Raw genomic sequence first — 14,180 nt, forward strand, 5'->3', positions numbered from 1 at the left:
CCTCTTTTTTAATCCCTGACAAAAACAAGTACCGCAGGAGATCGTCATGTCTGTCACTTCATCAGGTTCGGCCACCTATCCGGGGGCACTGGAAGGCGCCAACGCCAGACGCGGCCTCTGGTCGTCGCGCCTCGCCTTTATCCTTGCTGCCACCGGCTCCGCCGTCGGCCTCGGTAATATCTGGAAATTTCCCTACGTTACCGGCGAGAACGGCGGCGGCGCCTTCGTTCTGGTGTACCTGCTCTGCATTGCCATTGTCGGCATCCCCATCATGATGGCAGAAGTCATGATCGGCCGGCGCGGCGGGCGCAGCCCGGTCAACAGTTTGCGCCTGATTGCCGAGCGCGACCGGTTGAAACCGGCCTGGAAACTGGTGGGCGCCGTCGGCGTTCTGGCGGGCTTCCTGATTCTTTCGTTCTATTCCGTCATCGGCGGCTGGGCCATTTCCTATGTCGGCACCACCGCCAGCGGCCAGCTCACCGGCCAGTCTGCCGACGCGGTTGGTGCCATTTTCTCGGGGCTGCTCAGCAACCCCACGACCCTGCTGGCCTGGCATACCCTGTTCATGGCGATGGTCATGGTGGTGGTCGCACGCGGCGTGCGCGCCGGCCTGGAGCGGGCCGTCAGCATCCTGATGCCGGCCCTGTTCGTGTTGTTGCTGGTGGTGGTGGGCTACGCCATGACCACCGGCCACTTTGGCGAGGCCGCAGCTTTCCTGTTCCAGCCCGACTTTTCCAAACTCACCACCGCAGGCATTCTGGTGGCGCTGGGCCATGCCTTCTTCACTCTCAGCCTCGGCATGGCGGTGATGATGGCCTACGGCTCTTACCTGCCGAAAAACATCTCCATCGCCAAAACCTCGATCACAGTCTCTGTCATCGACACCGGCGTGGCGCTGCTGGCGGGCCTGGCCATCTTCCCGATTGTGTTTGCCAATGGCCTCGAGCCAGGCGCCGGGCCCGGTCTGATTTTCCAGACCCTGCCCCTGGCCTTCGGCCAGATGCCCATGGGCACCGTGTTTGGCACCCTGTTCTTTGTACTGCTGATCTTCGCGGCCTGGACGTCGGGGATTTCCCTGCTGGAACCGATTGTGGAATGGCTGGAGGAGCAAAAGGGCATGAACCGAGCGGTCAGCACCCTGGCGGCCGGCATTGTCTGCTGGGCACTCGGTATTGCCTCGATCCTGTCCCTGAACCTGTGGGCGGATGTGGCCCCACTGGGCTTTATCCCGATGCTGGAAGGCAAGACCATCTTCGACCTGCTCGACTTCTTCACCGCCAACATCCTGCTGCCGCTGGGTGGGTTGCTGGTGGCGCTGTTCGCCGGCTGGGTGATGTCCCGCCAGGCCATGGAAAACGAGCTGTCGCTGTCGCCGGCGATGTTCAACCTGTGGTTGGTGACCGTTCGCTTCGTTACACCGGTGGCGGTAGCGGTGGTGTTTATCTACAACCTGCTGTAAGGCGCCAGGGAGGCGGTGTTTGCCGTCTCCCTGCCCCCCCTTACCCCCTTTTGCCCCTTGCCCCGACTGCACTTCCTGCCCCCAACGCTTTACGTCTTTTCACACCGTTTTACAGCTGTGACCACATTCTGTCCCTTTCTAACCGGCCAAAGCGGATGGGCGTCCCGTAAAGTGAACGGCATAGAACAATGGATCAGAGAGGTCACACCATGTCAGCAGTAACCGCATCGTTTCCCGTACGCCGTCAGGACTTCGGTTTTGAGGAAGTGCCACGGCACTGGGTCGACAGTGACCCGTTCATGACACACCTGTTCAATGCCCTGTCCGCGCTGTTTCCGGATGGCGAGCGTTTCTTTGTGGACAGCGTCCGAGCGGTACGCGACCAGATCAATGATCCGCAGTTGCAGAAGGACATCGGCGCTTTTATCGGACAGGAAGCCATGCACGCGAAAGAGCATGGCCACTTCAACGAAGGCGCTATCAATCAGGGTTTTGACATCAAGAAGCTGGAAGGCTGGACCCGGGGCTTTCTGTCTGCGAAGAACCTGCCGCTGCTGAACAACAAGCGCGTGCATCTGGCCGCCACCGTTGCCCTGGAGCACTTCACCGGCATTCTGTCTGCCCAGTTGCTTAAGCGTGAGGATCTGGTCAACTCCATCGATCCTTCCATGCGCACCCTGTGGGCCTGGCACTGCGTGGAAGAAAACGAGCACAAAGCTGTTGCCTTCGACACCTATGAGAAGCTCTACGACAAGGGCGTGGCGGACTACGCGATTCGCATGGGTAGCATGGCACTGATCACCGCGCTGATCATGGTGGCGATCCACTCTTTTATCGTGGAGCTGATGCGCGAAGACAAGCAGCTGCTGAACCTGCGCTCCTGGGCCAAGGGTCTGAACCGCGTGTGGGGCCCCAAAGGCCTGTTCACGGCGATCATCCCGGAGTACCTGGACTACTTCAAGCCGAACTTCCACCCCTGGCAGCACGACACCGAATTCCTGCTGCGCAAGTGGCGTAAGCAGCTCAATCTCGCCTGAGGGTTCGCCCCATCCAGGCCCCCTTACAACCGCTCGAGCGAGGCCCTGAGGGTCTCGCCGATGCGGGCATTCAGCTTCAGCGACACCAGCTCATCAGCCCGGGTGCGCCCAAGATTCAACGTGGCAATGGGTTTGTCCCATTCGGACGCGTAGCGGCAGAAGCGAAACCCCGAATACACCATCAGCGATGAGCCGATCACCAGCAGACCATCGCAGGCCTTGAGGGCATCCAGCGCAGAAACCACCCGCTCTTTGGGCACAAAATCCCCGAAAAACACCACATCCGGCTTCAGAATACCCCCACACTTCGGACAATCCACCAGACGGAAATCCGCGAAATCCACATTCAGATCCGCATCCCCGTCCGGCGCGGTGTCGGCGGTGTACTGCCGGAATCCGGGATTGAGATCGGCACAGCGGTCGTGCACCTCATCCCGCGGGCAGCGATAACCACAGCTCATGCACAGCACCTCATCGGCGCGACCATGGAGATCGGTCACCGCGTGGGTACCGGCTTGCTGGTGCAACCGGTCCACATTCTGGGTTACCACCCGGTGGCTGTGGTTGAGTCGTTCCAGTTCGGAGATGCAATGATGGGAGGGGTTCGGCCGGGCATTCCGCATCACCGGCCAGCCGATCAGGCTGCGGCCCCAGTAGCGGCGGCGGGTGTGAATGTCTTCCATAAACGCGTTGTGCTGAACCGGCTGCTTGCGCTTCCAGGCGCCGTCACCGTCCCGGTAATCCGGAATGCCGGAATCTGTGCTGACCCCGGCACCGGTCAGAACCATCAGCTTCGGGTAGCGGTGAATAAACTCTGCCAGCAGCGCCCCCGCCTCGTCCGGCTCGTGCAACACCGGCGGCTGCGCCGGATCGGGCAGACGCTGGCTGGAGCGGAACGGTCGGCTTCGATGGGTGGTCACAGGCACACAGACTCCGGCTTTCAGCCCGGCTTGCGGGCCACATAAACAGTATTGAACGATTCCCTGTTCTGGAACGGGTTGTAGAAACTTACGACGTGGCAGTCCACATCGATGAACACCTCCCGCAACACCGCCATGAATGCCTCATCCTCGCCCTCGTTGGACCACATGGCAAACACGCCCCGGGGCTTGAGCTGACGTGCCATCAGGCGCAGGTTGTTGGTGGTGTAGAAACTCGCGCTGGAGTTATGCAGCAGCGCCCGCGGCGAGTGGTCGATGTCCAGCAGAATGGCATCAAACCGCTTACCCGGTAACGCGGGATCAAAGCCTCCGGTGTCCGGATCGGCGATGGCCAGCTCAAAAAAGCTGCCATGGATGTAGCGGTTCCGTGCATCGGCATTGAGGTCTTTGCCCAACGGCACCAGCTCCTGCTGATGCCAGCCGATCACCGGTTGCAGGTACTCCACCACCAGCAGCTCACTGACACGCGGGTGCTTGAGAGCCGCCACGGCGGTATACCCCAGCCCAAGACCGCCCACCACCACACTGAGGCTATCCCCTTCGGTCTCGCCCAGCCCGATATCAGACAGCGCGACCTCGGCGTCCACAAACATGCTGGACATGAGGAATTCCTCGCCCAGCTTCACCTCATAGATGTCGCGATCGCCAATGGCCGGGATGCGTCTTCGGCGCAGGGTGATCTCACCGATCACCGAGGGCTGGCTGTCTATTTGTTCGAAAAGCAGTCCCATTTCTTACGACTCTTCTGGTGTGGGGGCTGGTTTTACTTGGGAGTTGCCTCTACCAGCCTGATAGTCCGTGCAGTCGCCGGTGGGTCGGGCCGTCCAAAACACGCTCAAGCCCATCCATGGGGCGCTTGGGCTCCGCCATCCCTGGCTCCGCACAGTTTTGGACGGCCCGACCCACCGGCTCTTTGTTCTACTCCCCTGTCCGCTCTGGTAAAGCGTTACTGAAGCATGCTGCAAGAGTATTACGCATTTTGTCTTCGCCCAATTTTTCCATCAGCTCAATGTTTCGTTGGGGGATTTCATCCACATCCGGATAACTGTCAATCGCTGCTTCCAGGCTGGCTTCCCGCAACAGGTGAAGCATCGGGAACGGGGAACGGTTGGTGTAGTTCTCCGCCGCGTCAGGTTCCGTTTCAGCGAACTGATAATCTGGATGAAAGCTGGCGATCTGGTAGACGCCTTCCATATCCAGGTAGGCTAACAGACCATCTGCCGCGTCCAGGAATTCATTGTAGAGACCAAAGTCCCGAAGCACACCCGGATGGATCAACAGAGCGGTTTCGATCTCGGGTTCGTCATCCAACCGTTGAAGCTCGGCGTGCAGCGCCTGCAGTAACTCATCTTCCGTCACTGCCTCCGATACGACAAACCGAACCCGGTTCCGAACCAGTTCCCGTTTGGCGAACGGACACAGGTTATATCCCACGACCACGTCTTCGACCCACTTTCGAGTCGCATTAATAACTTTGTTCTCACCCATGCGCTTGCCGTTTCCTTGATTCAGTCAAAGGCCCCTACAGGTACCCCTGACTCCTCAGATAATCATCGTAAGACCCGCTGAAGTCAGTAATCCCGTCGGCCTTGAGTTCAATAATCCGAGTAGCCAAAGAAGAAACAAACTCCCGATCATGGCTGACGAAAATCAGCGTACCCGGGTAGTTCTCCAGCGCCAGGTTCAGCGCCTCGATGGACTCCATATCCAGGTGGTTCGTCGGCTCATCCATCAGCATCACGTTGGGCTTCTGCAGAATCAGCTTGCCGAACAGCATACGCCCCTGCTCACCACCGGAAATCACCCGCACGGACTTACCGATATCATCGCCGGAGAACAGCATCCGCCCCAGCGTACCGCGCACCAGTTGCTCACCACCGGTGGTCCATTGGGCCATCCAGTCCGACAGCGTATCGTCGCTGGCGAAGTCCGCAGTATGGTCCTGGGCGAAATAGCCCACCTCGGCGCTGTCGGTCCACTTCACCTCGCCGCTGTCCGGGGTATAGGCGCCGGCCATGCACTGCAGGAGCGTGGTTTTACCAATGCCGTTGGGGCCGATGATGGCCACCCGCTCGCCGGCTTCTACCTGCAGGCTCAGGTTCCTGAACAGAGGCTTCTCATCAAACCCCTTGCTCATCTTGTCGAGGGTGACTGCCTGGCGATGCAGCTTCTTGCCCTGTTCGAAACGGATAAACGGGCTCACCCGGCTTGAGGGCTTCACCTCTTCCAGCTGGATCTTGTCGATCTGACGGGCGCGGGAGGTGGCCTGCTTGGCCTTGGAGGCGTTGGCGGAGAAACGGCTGACGAACTGCTGCAGCTCAGCAATCTGCGCCTTTTTCTTGGCGTTGTCCGACAACATGCGCTCGCGGGCCTGGGTAGCGGCTGTCATGTATTCGTCGTAATTGCCCGGGAACAGGCGCAGCTCGCCATAGTCCAGATCCGCCATGTGAGTGCACACGCTGTTCAGGAAGTGGCGGTCGTGGGAGATGATGATCATGGTGCTGTTGCGGGCCACCAGGATGTTTTCCAGCCAACGGATGGTGTTGATATCCAGGTGGTTGGTGGGCTCGTCCAGCAGCAGCACGTCCGGGTCGGAGAACAGCGCCTGGGCCAGCAGAACCCGCAACTTCCAGCCCGGTGCGAGGGCGCTCATGGGGCCGTCGTGCTGTTCCAGGGGAATGTCCAGGCCCAGCAACAGTTCGCCGGCGCGGGACTCCGCCGTATAACCGTCCATTTCGGCGAACTGCACTTCCAGATCGGCCACGGCCATGCCATCTTCCTCACTCATTTCCGCGAGGGAATAGATGCGGTCGCGCTCTTTCTTGACCTGCCAGAGCTCTTCGTGACCCATGATCACCGTGTCCATGACCGAGCACTCTTCATAGGCGAACTGATCCTGCCGCAGCTTACCCAGTCGAATGTTGGGCTCCAGCATGACCTGCCCGGAGGACGGTTCCAGGTCGCCACCGAGAATTTTCATGAACGTGGATTTACCGCAACCGTTGGCGCCGATCAGGCCGTAGCGGTTGCCATTGCCGAATTTGACGGATACGTTTTCGAACAGGGGCCGGGCCCCGAACTGCATGGTGATATTGGCGGTGGAAATCAAGAAACTGACCTGTCTGTGTGAGGGCCGGATGCGCCGGCAAAGAAAAGGCGGCATTGTACAGGTTTGCGGCCGGAACCGTGAGGCCGCAGAAACACGGATAAAAAGCACTTGCCTCCGGCCGGCAGGGCGGGCAGCATTCCTACCCTGAAGTATTCATTCACCAAAACCTACAGGACACTATCCATGACACAGGCAACCGCACGCCACATCCTGGTCGACAGCGAAGCAAAATGCGAAGAGCTCAAAAAAGCCATCGAAGGCGGCCAGGATTTCGCCGACGCGGCGAAACAGCACTCCTCCTGCCCTTCCGGCCGCAACGGCGGTGATCTGGGCTCGTTCGGCCCGGGCCAGATGGTGCCGGAGTTTGATAAGGCGGTGTTCAACAGCGAGCTGAACACCGTGATCGGCCCGGTCAAGACCCAGTTCGGCTACCACCTGCTGGAAGTGACCAGCCGGGGCTGATGAGAACCGGATCCATCCTGCAAAACCTCTGCAGCGGCCAGCTTCTACAAATACTGGCTGCGGTGGGGGTTGTTCTGATCGTTCCCCTGTTTTTTGTCGGTGGGCCGGACTGGTCGTCGACGCCCCTGGACAGGGCTTTGTGGGATCTTGGCCATCTCATCTTTTTCGCGCTGGCCACCTACGCGGTCCAGCCGTGGCGCTGGCTGCAGGGCTGGCGTTTGTGGCTGACCGTCACTCTGGTGGTACTGGCGATCGGTATCGCCATCGAATTGCTGCAGTCCGGACTGGCGCGGCAGGAAGACTGGCGCGACGTACTGCGCAATCAGATGGGCACCTGGCTGGTGCTTGCCTGGCACCCCCTGCTTACGTCCAAAACCCGCACCCCGGGCTCCACGCGCGCACTGGCGCTAGCGTCGCTGGCACTGGTTATTTTTGAACTGGGTGCCGCCGGCGTGGTGGCCTCGAGGCAGTTCGAGATCAACAGCCAGCTCCCGCTGCTGTACAACTTTTCCCACGAACAGCCCACACGTTTCTGGCGCGGACCGGTGACGCCCTCATCCCTGCATTCCGGGGCCAGCGAGCGGACTGACGGGAAAAGCCTGGAGATCTCACTGAACACCAAACTATACTCCGGCGCGTCTCTGGACAACCTGGCACCGGATTGGCGCGGCTACGACCAGCTCAGGCTGTCGCTGTTCAATCCCCACAGCGACAGCTTCATTATGAATCTGAGAATCAACGACGTCGCCCACGAGCGCGAGGCCAACACCTACGGCGATCGCTTCAACACCCAACTGGAACTGAAGCCGGGGATCAACCGTTTCACCCTGAACCTGGACGACGTCAAGAACGCGCCGGGAACCCGCACCATGGACATGTCCGACATCCGCAGACTGGGGCTTTTTGTGATCCGGCTCCCCCAGCCGCGCACCGTCTACCTGACAGAGCTGAGGCTGGACTGAGCCAGCGACCAGGGATTCGTAGTCAGGACTTCGGTGCCGGCGTCCGTGACCAGCAGAGTCTCGCTGCAACCGATCCCCCACTGGCCCGGTATTCGCAGACACAGCGGCAGATGAAACACCATGCCCGGTTGGAAACGTGAGGATTGCCCCCGGGCGATGAACCCGGACCCTTCCACCCAGGAAGGCGGAAACTGCGCACCCACGGTGTAGCCGAACACCCCGGAGAAAAACACCTCACCCGCCAGCGGTGCCAGCGCTTTTTCTCCGGCGCGGGCTGCGGCATCGAAACTGACGTCCGGCCTTATTGTCTCGAGCAAGGCCTCCACCACCCGACGGCAGCCGTCAAACACCCGCTGCATTGATCGGGTCGGCACTCCGGCGACCACTGTCTGCATCATCGGGGCGGTATACCGTTTCCAGGCTGCGCCGAATTCCAGAAACACCGGGTCGCCCGGCTCAATGGCAAAGCGTTTGTGGTTGGTGTGGATAATGCTGCTGCGGTGACCGACCGTGACAATGGGCTGCATACTCATGAACTCACTGCCAGCGGCCAGCAGCGCCTCGGCGCCAACCGCGGCGATCTCGTTGTCGGTGACGCCGTGCCTGACTGCCGCCACTGCTGCCTTCAGGCCCAGGCCGGTTGTGTGCGCGCTGCGCCGCAGACAGGCCAGTTCCGCCGGGGATTTCACGATACGCACGCGCTTGAGGAGCAAGGCGCTGTCGACAAACCGGATATCCGGCAGGCGGGTCCGGACACCCTCGATCACACCGTGCCGCAGGGAGCCGTGCCAGAAATCAACGCCGACCCGCTCCTCGAACCCCGACAGCGCTTCGACCAGTGGCTCCAGCACCTCGCCGATGCCTTCCCAGCGATACCCCACCACCTGTTCCACCCGGGTGGTGACCATGGCCGGCCCCATCTCGATGGAGGGCACCTGCAACAGGAGGCTGGCAGGCGTCACCACCAGCGCCACGTGCACCGACACCTCGAAGGTGCTGTAGCCGGTCAGGTAAAAGATATCGGAAGGGTCAGTGAGCAGAAGCGCACTGATGTCGTCTCGGGCCATACCCGCCCGCACCCTGGCCAGCCGGGACTCGAATTCTGCGGGTGGGAACGGACACTCCGCGCCCCGTGCGACACTGGACAGTGCAGTCTGGTAGGCATTGAAGTCCATGGGGCATCCTCCCGCAAACGCTTCCTTTCAGAAGGGTGGACCCAAAACTTCCGTTGATCAACTCTCGGCCCGGGAATCAGCTCCCGGGATTGAGAAAGCGCACCATCTGGCTGCCAATGGACTCAATCGGGGCAGTAATGGCGCGTTGAATGCTGTTAGTGACCACGCGGGAGAAACCGGAGCCCGCGTCACTCTCCAGAAATGCAATGTACAGCGCCAGTTCCTGCGCGCTGATGTCGCGATAGGTAAACAGGTAGCTGTCGAAAACCTGCTGGTTCACCATACCCTCAAGCATGCCGCGCTGGCTCTCGATCTGCGACTGAATCTGCTCGAAGGACGCCGCATCGCTGCCTTTCAGAGCGGATAACGCGGTCGCCAGGCCCAGCTGCACGGCAATGGAGGTGTCGACCGCGCTCTCGGTTGCGCGCGAGGCCTTGTCGAAACGGTCAAACATGTCGACACGCTCGCTGCCGCGGAAGCGCCTGTTGAGTTCCGCTGCGCGGGTCTGGATTTCCGCCCAGGCTTCCGGCCGCGACGCGGCGATTTCCGCAGCGGCAATTTTCTGCGCCAGCGGGGTGTCGTACCAGTCCATCACCGACTGCAATTGCGCATCGCTGAGCGTGGATTCCAGGTCAGCGGTGATCTCCGCCTGAATCTTCTGCGCGTTAAAGCTGTTGCTGACCATGTGGCCAATGGTGTCTGCCGCGAACGGCGGCACCCGGCCACTTTGCTTGAGCCCGTCGCGGATACCCTGGCTCATCATCGCCGGGTACTGGGCAACGATGTCATCAATGGGTGATGCCGCCAGCACTGCATCGGCAGATGGAGCGGCCTGAGCCGTCCCCCACAAAAGAGCGACGGAAACTAAAACCGGTTTAATTTGGGAAAATGCTTTCATGGCCTATCATCCGAGAAGATTGATGGGCGGTTTATGCCACGGTAAAAGCACCCCCTGCAAGCGATACCGGGTGTGGTTTGATGACAAATTGGTAGGGTAACGGAGGGTTCTGGTTTTCCAGCCCATGAGTAAGCTCAGCAAACGTCTTAATGTTTGGAAGTCTCGACTGAAGTGGTACGGGCTGCCGGTGCTCGGCCTGGTGATCGCCAGCTGGGCAACCCTGAGGTTCAGCCTGCTTGAGCCTGAGCCGCCCCTGCAGCAGGAGAACGTGTGTGAGATCTTCCGCGAACAACCGGTGTGGTATGACTACGCCAGACAGTCCGAGGAGAAATGGGGCACGCCCATCGCTACACAGATGGCCTTCGTGTATTACGAATCGTCCTTTCGGAGCCACGCGCGCCCCCCGCGACGCACGCTCTGGGGATTCATACCCTGGACCAGACCAACCTCGGCGTATGGCTACGCGCAGGCGCTGGACCCGGCCTGGGGCGAGTACCTGGAAGCGAACGGTGACGGGCCCTTTGTGGTGCGGACCCATATGGAACATGCCCTGGATTTTGTCGGCTGGTACAATTATCTGACCAACCGCCAGCTCGGCATTCCCTTTCACAGCCCGCGCAACCTGTACCTCGCCTACCACGAAGGCCGCACCGGCTATGCCCGACGAAGCTATGAGGCCAAACCGCGCATCGTCGAGCTCGCCTCACGGGTGCAAACCCGCGCCTATCGCTACGACAACCAGTTGAAAAGCTGCGAGAAAGAGTTCCAGTGCTGGCGCTGGTATCAGTTCTGGCCGATCTGTGGCTAGGCCTGGCGCCGGGGTTCGATCAGCGTCTGCAGTGACTGTAATCGTTCCACCAGATACTCCATGACGATCCTCACCCTCGCCATTTGCTGGGTGTCGTGGTTGACGTGCAGCCACAAATCAACGCTCTCGCCTTCCAGAGGCTCCGACAGCCGCCGCAGCTCTCTCGCGCTTTCCCCCAGGTAACACGGCAGCACCGCCAGGCCGGCGCCTGCGATGGCCAATGCGTGCATCGACTGCAGGCTGTTGCAGCGAATCACCGATGGCACATTTTTCAGATGCTTGCGGTACCAGCGCCCGGTCGCCAGGTGGCTGAAGGTCTCATCCGGAATGATCCATACGCAGCCCTCCGGGTGACTCTCGACGTCCATATTGCGATGTCGCCGGCAGTACTGCGCCGAGCCATACACCGCAGACTCAACGGCGGCGACGCGCTCACCCTCCAGAGTTGCCTGGGGCTTGTTCTCGGGGCGCAGGGTCAGATCCGCCTCCCGATGACTGAGGTTGGCCACGTCGTTATCGGTCAGCACTTCCAGCTCGATATCCGGAAACTCCCGCACCAGATCGGACAGTATCGGGCTGAGCAACGGCGCCATCATGGCATCCTCCGCCGCCAGGCGAACCTTGCCTACCGGTGCGGAGTCCTGGCCGACCAGCTTGCGCTCGAGATTGTCCATCTCGACGGTCAGCCGCTGGGCTTCCCTGAACGCGGTTTCGCCCACCGGTGTGAGCTGCAAACCGTCCCGGGAACGCTCGAAAAACTGCACTCCCAGCGCCTCTTCCATCTGGTCGAGCCGCCGCAACACCGTGGTCTGGTGAACACCCAGAATGTCGCCGGCCCTGGCGAGTGTTCCGCCTATTGCCAGTGCGTGAATATATCGAAGATAATCCCAGTCCATAGTGACTGCATATTTGCAACGTGAGTACGGATTTTAACGTATTTATGCTGCAAATAAGAACCCTTAGAATTGTTTGTAAATTAAAGATAGATCCCTAACTAACCCACCCCCTACAAGGAGGAAGGCGCTATGACTCAGAAGCATATCGCAACCGTTCACCCGCTGCCGTCCAGCATCCTCCACAACAGTGTTGAGGTCAGGCGCCAGTATACCCGCACTGCCACCAGGCAAGCGGTTCAGTTCATCGGCAGGAAGCTGCGCATTGCAGGTCGTCGCGCCCAGGCTGCAACTACGGACATGCCCCAGGCAATGCAAGGCGGCCACTGAACCCGAAGCGGGCGTCAGGAGCAGGGAAGGGTTTGCGCAAGGATGTGAAAAAGGATGTCAGGAACACCGGTGGCGCCGCAGGCACGGTCCACCGGTGTTTTTCGTTATAGACTCAGAACTCCCAGACCACTTTGGTCTTCTGACCGAACCACTCGTCCATCTTCCGGTTGTAGTAGTCCTCAATCACGTTGCGTTTGATCTTCATGGTAGGCGTCAACATGCCGTTTTCCATGGTCCAGGGTTCCTTGACCACTACCACGAACGCCAGCTTTTCATGGGCTTCGCATTCGGCATTCACCGCTTCCAGCTCCTGCGCCAGCTCCTGCTCGAGCTCCGCACGACTACCACCGGTTTCCAGCGCCTCCCTTGCCTCATCCGACAACAGCACCATCAGGCATGGCTGCGGCTGATTGGCACCGGCCACACACACCACCTCGGCTTTCGGATGGTTGAACCGGTTCTCGATAGGAACCGGCACCACGTACTTGCCTTTCGAGGTCTTGAACAGATCCTTGACCCGGCCGGTGATCCGCAGGCAGCCATCACCATCAATTTCGCCCATATCACCGGTTTTCAGGAAGCCGTCATCGGTTACATCTTCCCGGGTTTTCTCTTCGTTCTTGTAGTACCCGAGCATCTGGCCGGGGCTCTTCACCTCGACCTCATCACCCTCACCCAGGCGGTGCTCGACCCCCGGATTGGCCATACCCACGGTGCCGACCTTGGCCTGGCCGGGGCGGTTGGCGTGGGAATAACCGAAGTTCTCGGACATCCCGTAGACCTCCAGCAGCTCCAGCCCCAGGCCGCGATACCAGGCAATGATTTCGCCGGACAGCGGCGCAGCGCCGGTGAGAGCCGCGCGGCAGTGATCCAGCCCCAATTGCTTGAGCACTTTTTTCTTCACCACCGATTTGAGAATCGGAATGTTGAACAGCACTTTCTGCTTTTTCGGCGGCAGCTTGGCGTTAACGCCCAGGTAAAACTTCATCCACAACCGCGGCACCGAGAAGAACAGCGTCGGTCGGGCCCGCTGCAAATCCTCCTGGAAGGTATCGAGCGAGTTGGCGAAATACAGGTGGAAGCCGTAATACAGCGACTGGGTTTCCACCGCCGCCCGCTCGGCAACGTGGGCCAGCGGCAGGTAGGACAGCATGCGCTCATCCGATGACACCGGGAACAGCTGCTGCAAACCATCGGCCACTGAAATCATAGTGCGGAAACTGTGCATCACGCCTTTCGGGCGACCGGTGCTGCCGGAGGTGTAGACAATGGTCGCCAACGCGTCCGGGTCGGGCAGTTTCGGTTCAGCCGGCTCGCATCCGGCAATGATGTCCAGCCACTTCGGCGTGTCGTCCCGCGGCGACATGGGCAATGAGATCATCGGCAGTTCCGGCGGTATGTGGCCCTTGATGTCATTCCAGCCATCGGCGGTGCCATCGAGCTTGCCCAGAAACAGCAGTTTTGCCTCGCTGTGTTCAAGGATGTAGGCCGCGGTGTCACCGTTGAGGGTCGGGTATAGGGGAACAGACACATGACCGGCCGCCCAGATGGCCAGATCCGCGAGGATCCAGTGGGCACTGTTTTTGCCAAGAATGCCGATGTTGCTGCGTTCGGGTAACGCCAGGCTGTTCAGGTGAGCCGCCATGCGCGACACCTGGTCCGCAGCCTGGCTCCAGGTGATGTCTTCGACCCGCCCGTCCGGAAATGGCTGGGTCAGGTATACGTTGTCCGGATTCTTGTTTGCCCAGTAGTACAGGCAATGAAGGGAGGATTGCTTCTCAAGGTCTACAGCCATCTTGGGCTCCTTGTTGTTATTGTCAGACACGGACTGACTCTTTGTTTCAGGTCATCTGCATACTACCGGCATTTCACCCTTACTCAATAGCCGCTGGTGCCTCAAAAACTGACTGATTGTTACTTTATTGCAGGCCAGCGCGCAATCGAATCGTGACAGTTGCGCAGGATGGTCTACAGTTGGTGGCTCAGCGTACTGAACAGGGTCACTTCCGGAGATGCCCATGAAAACAACAAATCGCTCTTACCTGATCTTCCCTGCCTGGGGCTTCATCCTGATGGGTTCTGCGGCCTTTATCTATTGTGCCTCGG

The 14,180-nt window shown here is 60.0% G+C and carries 14 protein-coding genes; 6 read left to right on the forward strand and 8 right to left on the reverse strand.

Annotated features, from left to right (window positions below; translation table 11 throughout):
* The first annotated feature begins 46 nt into the window (after positions 1-46).
* Together MLC70_RS05215 and MLC70_RS05220 are read left to right on the forward strand one after the other, a co-directional pair.
* Entirely contained in the window at positions 47-1,459 is a 1,413-nt protein-coding gene (locus MLC70_RS05215; RefSeq protein ID WP_248182027.1) for a sodium-dependent transporter, read from the forward strand.
* Between the two features lie 209 nt (positions 1,460-1,668).
* Positions 1,669-2,496: a metal-dependent hydrolase gene (locus MLC70_RS05220; RefSeq protein ID WP_248182028.1), complete on the forward strand. Its 828-nt coding sequence runs from the start codon at positions 1,669-1,671 to the stop codon at positions 2,494-2,496.
* A 23-nt stretch (positions 2,497-2,519) separates the two neighbouring features.
* On the opposite strand, the gene MLC70_RS05225 is transcribed toward MLC70_RS05220, so the two are convergent.
* From MLC70_RS05225 to MLC70_RS05240, 4 genes are all read right to left on the reverse strand, one after another.
* Positions 2,520-3,422 carry an NAD-dependent protein deacetylase gene (locus MLC70_RS05225; protein WP_248182029.1) on the reverse strand — a complete coding sequence of 301 codons (903 nt, stop codon included), beginning with the start codon at positions 3,420-3,422 and terminating at the stop codon, positions 2,520-2,522.
* Positions 3,423-3,436: 14 nt separating this feature from the next.
* Positions 3,437-4,168, reverse strand: coding sequence for a polyamine aminopropyltransferase (locus tag MLC70_RS05230; protein WP_248182030.1), 732 nt, complete (start codon positions 4,166-4,168; stop codon positions 3,437-3,439).
* Between the two features lie 187 nt (positions 4,169-4,355).
* A complete protein-coding gene (locus tag MLC70_RS05235; RefSeq protein ID WP_248182031.1) occupies positions 4,356-4,925 on the reverse strand; it encodes a DUF1415 domain-containing protein in 570 nt (189 codons plus the stop codon).
* 34 nt (positions 4,926-4,959) lie between these two features.
* The gene (locus tag MLC70_RS05240; protein WP_248182032.1) at positions 4,960-6,546 is read right to left on the reverse strand and encodes an ABC-F family ATPase; all 1,587 of its coding nucleotides are present in this window, start codon (positions 6,544-6,546) and stop codon (positions 4,960-4,962) included.
* Between the two features lie 183 nt (positions 6,547-6,729).
* Here MLC70_RS05240 and MLC70_RS05245 point away from each other — a divergent pair, with 183 nt between their 5' ends.
* Positions 6,730-7,008 (forward strand): peptidylprolyl isomerase, encoded by a 279-nt coding sequence (locus MLC70_RS05245; protein ID WP_248182033.1) that lies wholly within the window; start codon positions 6,730-6,732, stop codon positions 7,006-7,008.
* Entirely contained in the window at positions 7,008-7,970 is a 963-nt protein-coding gene (locus MLC70_RS05250) for a VanZ family protein (protein ID WP_248182034.1), read from the forward strand. The genes MLC70_RS05245 and MLC70_RS05250 overlap by 1 nt, the downstream gene beginning before the upstream one ends.
* Here the strand turns inward: MLC70_RS05250 and MLC70_RS05255 are convergent.
* On the reverse strand, positions 7,943-9,145 hold the full coding sequence (locus MLC70_RS05255) for a M24 family metallopeptidase (protein ID WP_248182035.1): 1,203 nt from the start codon (positions 9,143-9,145) through the stop codon (positions 7,943-7,945). The genes MLC70_RS05250 and MLC70_RS05255 overlap by 28 nt on opposite strands.
* Positions 9,146-9,221: 76 nt before the next feature.
* Positions 9,222-10,043 (reverse strand): DUF2059 domain-containing protein, encoded by an 822-nt coding sequence (locus MLC70_RS05260; protein ID WP_248182036.1) that lies wholly within the window; start codon positions 10,041-10,043, stop codon positions 9,222-9,224.
* Positions 10,044-10,167: 124 nt separating this feature from the next.
* Between MLC70_RS05260 and MLC70_RS05265 the strand changes: the two genes are divergently transcribed.
* Positions 10,168-10,851: a transglycosylase SLT domain-containing protein gene (locus MLC70_RS05265; protein WP_248182037.1), complete on the forward strand. Its 684-nt coding sequence runs from the start codon at positions 10,168-10,170 to the stop codon at positions 10,849-10,851.
* Here MLC70_RS05265 and MLC70_RS05270 read toward each other — a convergent pair.
* Positions 10,848-11,747 (reverse strand): LysR family transcriptional regulator, encoded by a 900-nt coding sequence (locus MLC70_RS05270; protein ID WP_248182038.1) that lies wholly within the window; start codon positions 11,745-11,747, stop codon positions 10,848-10,850. The genes MLC70_RS05265 and MLC70_RS05270 overlap by 4 nt on opposite strands.
* Before the next feature lie 129 nt (positions 11,748-11,876).
* Here MLC70_RS05270 and MLC70_RS05275 point away from each other — a divergent pair, with 129 nt between their 5' ends.
* Positions 11,877-12,074 (forward strand): hypothetical protein, encoded by a 198-nt coding sequence (locus tag MLC70_RS05275; protein WP_248182039.1) that lies wholly within the window; start codon positions 11,877-11,879, stop codon positions 12,072-12,074.
* A gap of 112 nt (positions 12,075-12,186) precedes the next feature.
* Here MLC70_RS05275 and MLC70_RS05280 read toward each other — a convergent pair whose 3' ends face one another.
* The gene (locus tag MLC70_RS05280; RefSeq protein WP_248182040.1) at positions 12,187-13,869 is read right to left on the reverse strand and encodes an AMP-binding protein; all 1,683 of its coding nucleotides are present in this window, start codon (positions 13,867-13,869) and stop codon (positions 12,187-12,189) included.
* Between the last annotated feature and the right edge of the window lie 311 nt (positions 13,870-14,180).

Origin of the sequence: Marinobacter goseongensis, from assembly GCF_023156235.1 — a bacterium.
Lineage (GTDB): Bacteria > Pseudomonadota > Gammaproteobacteria > Pseudomonadales > Oleiphilaceae > Marinobacter > Marinobacter goseongensis.

Coding starts and splice junctions, on each gene's coding strand:
- MLC70_RS05215 (WP_248182027.1), top strand. CDS start 47: ATGTCTGTCACTTCATCAGGTTCGGCCACCTATCCGGGGGCACTGGAA.
- MLC70_RS05220 (WP_248182028.1), top strand. CDS start 1,669: ATGTCAGCAGTAACCGCATCGTTTCCCGTACGCCGTCAGGACTTCGGT.
- MLC70_RS05230 (WP_248182030.1), bottom strand. CDS start 4,168: ATGGGACTGCTTTTCGAACAAATAGACAGCCAGCCCTCGGTGATCGGT.
- MLC70_RS05235 (WP_248182031.1), bottom strand. CDS start 4,925: ATGGGTGAGAACAAAGTTATTAATGCGACTCGAAAGTGGGTCGAAGAC.
- MLC70_RS05245 (WP_248182033.1), top strand. CDS start 6,730: ATGACACAGGCAACCGCACGCCACATCCTGGTCGACAGCGAAGCAAAA.
- MLC70_RS05250 (WP_248182034.1), top strand. CDS start 7,008: ATGAGAACCGGATCCATCCTGCAAAACCTCTGCAGCGGCCAGCTTCTA.
- MLC70_RS05255 (WP_248182035.1), bottom strand. CDS start 9,145: ATGGACTTCAATGCCTACCAGACTGCACTGTCCAGTGTCGCACGGGGC.
- MLC70_RS05260 (WP_248182036.1), bottom strand. CDS start 10,043: ATGAAAGCATTTTCCCAAATTAAACCGGTTTTAGTTTCCGTCGCTCTT.
- MLC70_RS05265 (WP_248182037.1), top strand. CDS start 10,168: ATGAGTAAGCTCAGCAAACGTCTTAATGTTTGGAAGTCTCGACTGAAG.
- MLC70_RS05270 (WP_248182038.1), bottom strand. CDS start 11,747: ATGGACTGGGATTATCTTCGATATATTCACGCACTGGCAATAGGCGGA.
- MLC70_RS05275 (WP_248182039.1), top strand. CDS start 11,877: ATGACTCAGAAGCATATCGCAACCGTTCACCCGCTGCCGTCCAGCATC.
- MLC70_RS05280 (WP_248182040.1), bottom strand. CDS start 13,869: ATGGCTGTAGACCTTGAGAAGCAATCCTCCCTTCATTGCCTGTACTAC.